Below are 9,294 nucleotides of genomic sequence, written 5' to 3'. Positions count from 1 at the left end.
GAATAAGGCGGGGCCGTAAATCGTAGCTGATTTACGGCCCCGCCTTTTGTCTGGCCCAAAGACAAATACTGCCGGGGCTATCAGACGACTGAATTAAAAGAAATCAACCCGATGGACATAATAACGTTTATTCCCGGGTTCAAGCGATTGGATGGCTGTTTTCCGTTCCAGTTCCCCGTCCGAATCCGACCGGTCAGCAAGTCCGCACCAAGGTTCCAAACAAACATAAGTGGCGTCTTCCTGAGGCTTCGTCCAGATGCCCAAGTATTCGAAATCCTCATAGGACATCGTGACCCCATGCTCACTTTTATCGGAAGCCAGCGTCACGGTTGTCGGTTCCGGCGTTTTGAAAATGATGGCATCATTCAGGAAGAGGTCCCTTTGCAATTGGAATTTGTTCTGTTCCACTTCAACCGTTTTGTCGGCTGCGAGATAAGGCCCATCCAGTAACAAGCGTTGGCGGGATGTTTCCGGAGTCATTTTGATGTAGTAATCCTCGAATGTTTCACCTTCCGTCAACGGTACATTAAAACCTGGGTGTCCACCGATCGAGAAATACATCTTGTTTGCATCAAGGTTTTTCACTTTATAGCTGATCGACAATTGACTCTCGAACAATTGATAAGTCACCTGCAATTCAAACAAAAATGGATAAACATCTTTGAAATCACCATTCGGCGCGAGAATGAACGTAATGCTATCAGACAGACGCTCATGCACCGAAAATTTCGAGTCGCGGGCAAATCCGTGTTGCCCCATTGCATAAGTTTTGTTGTTATGTCGGAAGGTATCATCCTTCAGGCGTCCGACAAACGGAAAAAGAATGGGTGCGTGCCTGTTCCAAAATTTTTCATCAGCCTGCCAAATATATTCGATGCCGGTTTTCTTTGCGATTACACTGGTGATTTCTGCACCTTTATCTTTTACGGTTACCTTAAGGTGCTGGTTTTCGATTACAAACTCCATGACATTTCCCCCTAGTTTGGCTTTACACCATTTTGCTTACTGATCATTTTTTGGATACAAAGCCTTTTTTAAAGCATCAAGTAATTCTGCAGAAACGACTCTGATGAATGTTCCTTTCATACCAAGCGATCTCGTCTCGAGAATACCGGCTGATTCCAGTTTTCTTAAGGCATTCACAATAACGGAGCGCGTTATATTTTTTTCTGCTGCAATTTTCGATGCGGTGATGCGTTCTTCTAAGGATGGAAAATTCTCAAAAATCGCTTTGACCGCTTCTGTTTCGCTGAAAGACAGCGATTTTATGGCGATCTGGGTCAGCGTGGTCACGCGTGTTGCTTCTTCAGTGCGCAAATTGATGGCATGCAGCAACTCAATGCCGATAACGGTGGCACCATGTTCGGCAAGGATCAGGTCGCTGCTGTCAAAGACCGGAAGCAAACGTGCCAATACCAGACTCGCTAAGCGCTTGCCGGAAGCAAAAATCGGAACGATCGTTGTGACACCCGTAATGAATAGATCCCTACTCTCGATCGGAAAGGCTGTAAAATCGGATTCGATGCCGATATTCGCGGTCGTCTGAAGTAAAGCAGACAGATTGTGGGCATACTGCTCGGGAAATTTCTTGTCCTCCAGCATTTGTTTGATGCGGGCATTATTGATATCGGTCGCTTCGCTGTAGCCCAGTAAATTGCCGGACAGATCTATCAGATACGTGTTGGCCCTTAATATGTCGCCGAGCACGCTTGCCATTTCCGTAAAAGGTAATGCCGTCGCTTCATCGCTAATAGCAACGAAGCCTCCTTCTTTTTGCAACATATAATTGATCCTTCTCAACTTTTCTAATAATTCGTCCATGTTTCCCCCCCATACGATCATCCATCAGAAAATATCCGCAAGGTTCATCCAACCTAAAGGGGATTTTTTTATGCTTAAAGGATATATCTTCTTAAATCTTTGTTTTCTACAATTTTATCAAGTTTTTCTTCCACATAATGTTCCGTTATCATAATCTCTGTCCCGGGAATTTCGGAGGCTTCAAACAACAGATCCTCCAGCAATTTCTCCATGATCGTGTGCAGCCTTCTGGCACCGATATTATCGGTTTCTTGGTTGACTTCTGTCGCGATGACGGCCATTTTCCGGATGGCTTCCTTAGTGAAGGTGATAGTAACGTCCTCCGTTGCCAACAGCGCGATGTATTGCTTCAGCATTGCATTATTCGGCTCGGTAAGAATCCTGACGAAATCATCTTCCGTGAGGTCATTCAATTCCACCCGAATCGGGAAACGTCCTTGCAATTCAGGGATAAGATCGCTCGGCTTGGAAACGTGGAAAGCGCCTGATGCTATGAAGAGGATGTGGTCCGTTTGAATCGCTCCATATTTGGTGGAAACTTGGCTCCCTTCGACAATTGGAAGGATATCCCGTTGAACGCCTTCTCGAGACACTTCGCCGGTGTTTTGTGACTTGGAAGTGATCTTGTCGATCTCATCAATGAAAATGATGCCGTTGGTTTCGGCCAACTTCAAAGCTTCCTGGGAAATATCATCCTTGTTGACCAATTTGTCGGTCTCTTCCTGTACAAGCACCTCAATGGCATCTTCGACCAAAAGTATCCGCTGGATTTTCTTTTTCGGCGCCATGGATTCAAATGCCGACTGCAACATCATCATTTGTTCGTTGTTTCCACCGCCACCTAATGGATTGGCTTGTTTTTCCTCCACTTTTATAGAGACTTCACGGTTGCTCAGCAGGCCTTTGCGCAATTGCTCGATGATCTCCGCTCTGCTCTTGGCGATTTCGGCAGTCACTTCTTCGGCTTCCTCCTCCTGATTTTCAGGCAGAGGCATTCCCAGGTTTTTGAACATATTTTGCCAGTCATTCATCCCTTCCTGTTTGGGCTTCGCTTTTTTGACCCCAGGCTTCATGACTTTAGCAAGGCGTTGCAACGCCGCTTCATAAGCTTTGACATACACGTCACCGCGTTTTTGTTTCTCGACAATCTGGATAGCGTTTTCCACTAGGTCTCGGACCATCGATTCGACGTCGCGGCCGACATAGCCGACTTCCGTGAATTTGGTTGCCTCAACCTTAACGAAGGGTGCTTCGACCAACAGCGCCAAGCGTCTCGCCAGCTCCGTCTTCCCTACTCCGGTTGGGCCAATCATCAGAATATTTTTCGGAGTCACCTCTTTTTGCATATCAGCATCCAGTTGTTGTCTCCGGTAGCGATTCCGCAAAGCGACAGCAATTGCTTTTTTGGCTGCATCCTGGCCAATGATATAGCGGTCGAGCTCCTTGACGATTTCTCTTGGTGTTCTGTTGTGCTGTTCCTTCATTATACTAGCCACCTATCTAAAATTCTTCAACAATAATGTTGTCATTAGTAAATACGCAGATTTCTGAGGCAATCTTGAGGCTTTCATAGGCAATTTCCTTAGCGGAAAGCTGGGAGCTTCTTCGCTTTAAGGCTCTTGCTGCAGCCAAGGCATAATTCCCGCCCGAGCCGATCGTAAGGATACCGTCATCCGGTTCGATGACTTCCCCGCTTCCGGAAACAAGCAGCATCTGCTCCTTATTCATGACGATCAGTAACGCTTCCAGCTTCTGAAGGGCACGATCGCCGCGCCATTCCTTGGCCACCTCGATGGAGGCACGCAGTAAGTTGCCCTTATATTGATTGAGTTTCTCTTCAAATTTATCTTCGAGGGTGAAAGCATCGGCTACACCGCCAGCGAAGCCGACGATGACTTCATCATGATAGATGCGTCTGATTTTTTTGGCGGTCCCTTTCATGATGACGGATTCGCCCATCGTCACCTGGCCGTCTCCTGCCATGGCTGAACGTCCGTTATGCTGCACTGCACAGATTGTTGTCATATGTTATTCCCCCTGTTTCTTGCTGTCCCGTTTCGCCCGCGGATGGAATTGGTTGTAATTCCGTTGCAGGGCGTCTTTCGTTACGTGTGTATAGATTTGAGTGGATGACAGGCTGGCATGTCCCAAAAGCTCCTGAACTGTCCGCATATCCGCTCCGTTATTCAGCATATCGGTCGCAAAGGTATGCCGCAGCATATGCGGATGCAATGTCCCGGTCAAACCGGTTTTTTTCATAATCTGTTTCAGTATGTATTCAATCCCGCCTGCCGTAAGCGGATCGCCCAAGCGATTCACAAAAAGATAGTCATGGCTGCGTTGGTGCTTTGTCATCAATTCCGAACGGGTCATTTCCAGGTACTCCTGGATTGCTGCGGCAGCATAATGCCCGAACGGCACATAGCGCTCTTTATTCCCTTTTCCGAAAATCAGAATGACGCCCAAGTCGAAGGAAATATCCTGCAGCTTGATGTTCTTGCATTCGCTGACGCGGATTCCGGTCGCATACAACAATTCCACCAACGCCCGGTTCCGATAATCCAGTACTTCGGTCCCTTCTGCTGCATGCAAAAGTTTTTCCAATTCTTCTTCGTACAGATACTGAGGCAGACGCAACTGTTTTTTTTTGAAAGAGATATAGGATAAAGGGTTTTCATCCAGAAGGTCATTGCGGATTAAGAAATGATAGAATCCCCTCAAGCTCGACAACGTACGCGAAATGGTGTTTCTGCTCAGCTTTTGTTCATCCAAAAAACTGAGATACAGGCGGACATCGTACAATTGTACCGCTATCAAGTCGCTGGTTCCACTTTCTTCGAGAAAAGATTCAAATTTTTTCAAGTCGAATAGATAGGCCTTGACTGTTTCGTCGGAATAGCGCCGCTCAATTGCCAAATAGTTTATGAATCGATCGATTAATTCTTGATTAGACAAAAAAATCCCTCCAACATCTTATGATTAAATTTATCACAGTGTTGAAGAGATTTCAATGTAAGCTGAAGAACTTAAATTGTTTGCACGAATTCGTCCAAGGCAACCAACGCTTTATCGGCTATCATTTGGTTTTTAAGCTGTTTATCACGGATTTTCTTGCCGCCTAACGGTTCGATGATACCGAAGTTGGCGTTCATCGGTTGGAAGTGCTTGCTGTCAGTGTTCGTTATGTAGTGCGACATAGCACCAATCATCGTTTCTTTAGGGAAGACGATACATTCCTGTCCGTTCGCCATTCTGGCGGCATTAAGGCCCGCCAGCAAGCCGCTGGCGGCACTTTCGACATATCCTTCAACCCCGGTCATCTGGCCGGCGAAAAACAAGTCGTCGCGTTTTTGGCTCTGATAGGTGGAACGCAGAATTTTTGGAGAGTTAAGGAACGTATTCCGGTGCATGACTCCGTAACGCACGATTTCAGCATTTTCCAATCCCGGGATCATCTGCAGGATCCGCTTCTGCTCTCCCCATTTCAGGTGCGTCTGGAAACCAACGATGTTGTAAAGGGAGCCGGCAGCATTGTCCTGACGGAGCTGCACAACTGCGTAGGGAATCTTTCCGGTCTTCGGATCCTCTAGCCCGACCGGTTTCATCGGACCGAACAGCAGCGTTTTTTCGCCTTTTGAGGCCATCACTTCGAAAGGCATGCAGCCATCGAAGTATTTTTCCTTCTCGAATTCCTCCAGAGGGGCCACTTCAGCAGCAATCAGTTCGCGATAGAAATTTTCGAATTCCGCTTTTGTCATCGGACAGTTCAGGTAGGCGGCTTCGCCGTTGTCGTAACGCGACTTCAAGTATACCTTTTCCATATTGATGCTGTCTTTTTCCAGCACCGGTGCGGCGGCATCATAGAAGTACAACCCTTCCATCTCAATAAAGCTTTGGATCGATTGGCTCATTGGTTCAGAAGTCAACGGGCCTGTAGCTACCACCGTAATCCCTTCCGGCAATGCCGTCAGTTCATCCAAGTGGATCGTGATATTGGGATGGTCTTCCAAAGTTTTCGTCACATAGGCTGAAAAATTGTCGCGATCGACAGCCAGTGCGCCACCCGCCGGCAGGGCGGTCGCATCTGCCGCTTTTATGATCAGGGAATTCAGCTGACGCATTTCTTCCTTTATCAATCCCGCGGCGTTCGTGACTTGGTTCCCCCGCAGTGAATTGGTGCAGACCAATTCCGCAAAACCTGAGGTATGGTGGGCAGGCGTCATTTTTTTGGGTCTCATCTCATAGAGATCGACGTGGATGCCCTGCTCCGCTATTTGAAAAGCCGCCTCGCTTCCGGCCAAGCCGGCTCCGATTACGGTAACTGTTTTATCTGTCATAGTATGCCCCCATAACGTTATTTCTGTACATCTTCCTCGTATTCACAATGACTGCATTTCACTTGGATGCCGCCCTTGACCTTCTTCTCAACAAGATAATGTTGACATTTCGGGCAATCGCGGCCGATCGGTTTGTCCCACGAAATGAATTCGCACTCTGGATACTGATCGCAGCCATAGAATATCCGGTTCTTCTTGGATTTCCGTTCGATGACCTCGCCTTTGTGGCATACAGGGCACGTCACGTTGATTTTCTTAACGATCGGTTTCGTGTTCCGGCATTCCGGGAAATTGCTGCAAGCATAGAACTTTCCGAATCTGCCGATTTTGATGACCATCGGATGTCCGCATAATTCGCAATCGAATCCGGCTGGTTCATCCTTGATCTCAATTTTTTCGATCTCGACTTCCGCTTTCGCCAATTCTTCGGCGAATGGCTTGTAAAAACGATCGACTACTTTGACCCATTCCATATTGCCCTCTTCGACACTATCCAGGTCCTGCTCCATCCCGGCGGTGAAGGAAATGTTCACGATATCCGGGAAATAAGTGGAGATCAAGCCATTGACGATCGTACCCAGTTCGGTTGGTTCGAAACGTTTTGCCGTCACTTTTACGTAATAGCGTTTCTGGATCGTTTCGATCGTAGGAGCGTAGGTCGAAGGTCTTCCGACACCATTCTCCTCCAGAGCCTTGATGAGCGTCGCTTCTGAATAGCGGGCCGGCGGTTGTGAGAAATGCTGATTCGGTTCGATGTCCTTCGAGAACACAGTATCGCCGACAGCCATTTCCGGCAGAAGGTTGTCTTTTTCTTTGGCGGTGCCTTCTACGTAGACTTTGCGGTAACCGGCAAAGTTTTCTTTGGAACCCGTCGCCCGGAACATGACGTCCTCGTGCTTGAGGTCCACCTTCATCGTATCGAAGACCGCTGGCGTCATCTGACTCGCCAAAAAGCGCGCCCAGATTAATTGATACAATTTGAACTGGTCCTTCGTCAAAAAGGCTTCGATTTCGCTTGGCACTCTTAAAACGCTGGAAGGACGGATGGCTTCATGCGCATCCTGTGCCGATGGAGCCTTTTTGTTCTCGCGCTGTTTTTCGATGGCATATTCCGGACCGTATGTGCCCGTGATGTATTCATGCGCTTCCTCTATCGAACCTGCGGAAACACGTGTCGAGTCCGTTCGCATATAGGTGATCAATCCCACTGAGCCTTCTTTGCCGAGCGGAATCCCTTCATAGAGTTCCTGCGCGATCATCATCGTTTTTCGCGTACGGAAATTCAGTTTGTTGGCGGCTTCCTGTTGAAGGCTGGAGGTCGTGAACGGCTGAGCCGGGTTGCGTTTTTGCTGTTTCTTCGTTACATCGGAAATTTCAAAAACATTGGAAGTGATCTTTTCAAAGACCGCATCCGCTTCCTCTTTGGTCTTCAGCTTCAGCTTTTTCCCGCCCAATCCATAAAAGGCTGCCTGAAAAACATGTTTGTCCTTCAGGAAAGTGCCATCAATCGTCCAGGATTCCACAGGTTCGAACCCGGCAATCTCCTCTTCGCGGTTGACGATCAGTTTCAGGGCAACGGATTGGACCCGTCCGGCACTCAAACCCTTTTTGACTTTCTTCCATAGTATGGGTGAAATCGAGTATCCGACCAAGCGATCCAATATCCTTCGGGCTTGCTGGGCTGAAACAAGATCCATATTGATCGGTCTTGGATTTTTAAGTGCTTCTTTAACTGCATCTTTGGTTACTTCATTATAAACGACGCGGATATTGTCTGCTGGGTCCAGGCCCAACAGGTGAGCGAGGTGCCACGAGATGGCTTCCCCTTCTCTATCCGGGTCGGAAGCCAGGTAAATTTTTTCGGCCTTATGGCCATATTTTTTCAATTCTTTAATCAGGTCGCCTTTACCACGAATGGAAATATAATCCGGCTGATAGTCATTTTCGATATTGATTGCCATGCGACTCTTTGGTAAATCGCGCAAGTGGCCTTTACTTGCTACCACTTTATAGTTTCTGCCAAGATACTTTTCGATCGTCTTGGCTTTGGTAGGTGATTCCACGACGACTAAATATTTATAAGCCAAAGAAACGACTCCTCTCAACGAAATATTTTGTATGTATATTTCTGTCATTTAAATCGTTTCCCATCTTATGCCATAAACTAGGTGTTTGTCAAATGGAAGTTATTTCGCGGACGCATCAGTTCCACTGCGTTTTCATCTCTTCCAGCACGTCAGTCGCGTTCAAAACGCAAGCTGCGCCGGCCTTTATCAATTGATTGGTGCCGACACTGAGCCGGCTGGTAATATTTCCGGGAACCGCATAAACATCCCTGTTTTCCTGCAGCGCCAAATTGGCGGTTATGAGGCTGCCGCTCTTTTCCGTCGCCTCGATCACCAACGTGGCCAGCGAAAGGTTGGCGATCAGGCGATTGCGCATCGGGAAATGGAAACGTTCCGGTTTCGAGCCTAAAGGATATTCACTGATGACGAGCTGTTCTGCCATCATTTGCCGCTGCAGGGCAGCATTTTCCCTTGGGTAAGTAACATCCAGACCTGCCCCGATGATGCCGATTGTGGCTCCGCCGTTTGCGATGGCACAGGAATGAACCATTTGATCAATGCCTTTGGCGAGCCCGCTTACGAGCGTGACACCTTCCGCAACCAACGGAGGGATCATTTCGTCCAAGACCGCCTTTCCATAGACGGTCGGACTGCGGCTGCCGACGACGCTCAAACAAGGCTGCTCCAATAAACGGATATTCCCCGCACAGAACACCACGACAGGCGGCAAATAGCTGTTCAGCCAGCCATCCGGATAGCTGTTGTCTTGGATCGTCAAAATTTGGATGTTTTTGATCCGATACAGCTCCTTCAGCTCTTCATAAGGCGTCTTGCTGTATGCCGTTTCCAGCGCCATCTTCAACTTCTGTTGTTTGGTTTCGTTGCTTATCGGCACATAGCTGTTTACGATTTCTTCTATTGAATAGAAAGGATCCCTCATCCAGGACAAGTACAGATGCTTCATAAAATTCGGCGTGCATATGCCGGTCATTGCATGATAAATCAATTTGTCCCGGACCGTCAGATCCTCGTGGTTCGTTTCCATAAAAAAACTCCTTTGCGTACCATCT

General features: G+C 47.7%; 8 protein-coding genes. All 8 read right to left on the bottom strand.

The window, feature by feature from the left end:
* Nucleotides 1–93: 93 nt before the first annotated feature.
* The 8 genes from WBM30_RS06235 to dprA all read right to left on the bottom strand — a co-directional run bounded on the left by WBM30_RS06235 (nucleotide 94) and on the right by dprA (nucleotide 9,269).
* On the bottom strand, nucleotides 94–966 hold the full coding sequence (locus WBM30_RS06235; RefSeq protein WP_424899886.1) for an aldose 1-epimerase family protein: 873 nt from the start codon (nucleotides 964–966) through the stop codon (nucleotides 94–96).
* 36 nt (nucleotides 967–1,002) lie between these two features.
* Nucleotides 1,003–1,821, bottom strand: coding sequence for a GTP-sensing pleiotropic transcriptional regulator CodY (codY, locus tag WBM30_RS06230; RefSeq protein ID WP_424899885.1), 819 nt, complete (start codon nucleotides 1,819–1,821; stop codon nucleotides 1,003–1,005).
* 74 nt (nucleotides 1,822–1,895) lie between these two features.
* Nucleotides 1,896–3,305 (bottom strand): ATP-dependent protease ATPase subunit HslU, encoded by a 1,410-nt coding sequence (gene hslU / locus WBM30_RS06225; protein ID WP_424899884.1) that lies wholly within the window; start codon nucleotides 3,303–3,305, stop codon nucleotides 1,896–1,898.
* A 16-nt stretch (nucleotides 3,306–3,321) separates the two neighbouring features.
* Nucleotides 3,322–3,846, bottom strand: coding sequence for an HslVU peptidase proteolytic subunit (gene hslV / locus WBM30_RS06220; RefSeq protein ID WP_424899883.1), 525 nt, complete (start codon nucleotides 3,844–3,846; stop codon nucleotides 3,322–3,324).
* Nucleotides 3,847–3,849: 3 nt separating this feature from the next.
* Entirely contained in the window at nucleotides 3,850–4,776 is a 927-nt protein-coding gene (gene xerC, locus WBM30_RS06215) for a tyrosine recombinase XerC (RefSeq protein ID WP_424899881.1), read from the bottom strand.
* Nucleotides 4,777–4,847: 71 nt separating this feature from the next.
* Entirely contained in the window at nucleotides 4,848–6,158 is a 1,311-nt protein-coding gene (gene trmFO / locus WBM30_RS06210) for a methylenetetrahydrofolate--tRNA-(uracil(54)-C(5))-methyltransferase (FADH(2)-oxidizing) TrmFO (protein WP_424899880.1), read from the bottom strand.
* Nucleotides 6,159–6,175: 17 nt separating this feature from the next.
* On the bottom strand, nucleotides 6,176–8,245 hold the full coding sequence (topA, locus tag WBM30_RS06205; protein ID WP_424899879.1) for a type I DNA topoisomerase: 2,070 nt from the start codon (nucleotides 8,243–8,245) through the stop codon (nucleotides 6,176–6,178).
* Nucleotides 8,246–8,360: 115 nt separating this feature from the next.
* A complete protein-coding gene (dprA, locus tag WBM30_RS06200; RefSeq protein WP_424899878.1) occupies nucleotides 8,361–9,269 on the bottom strand; it encodes a DNA-processing protein DprA in 909 nt (302 codons plus the stop codon).
* Between the last annotated feature and the right edge of the window lie 25 nt (nucleotides 9,270–9,294).

It is taken from the genome of Trichococcus sp., from assembly GCF_049684335.1.
Lineage (GTDB): Bacteria > Bacillota > Bacilli > Lactobacillales > Aerococcaceae > Trichococcus.
This window is presented reverse-complemented; position numbering and strand designations above follow the sequence as displayed.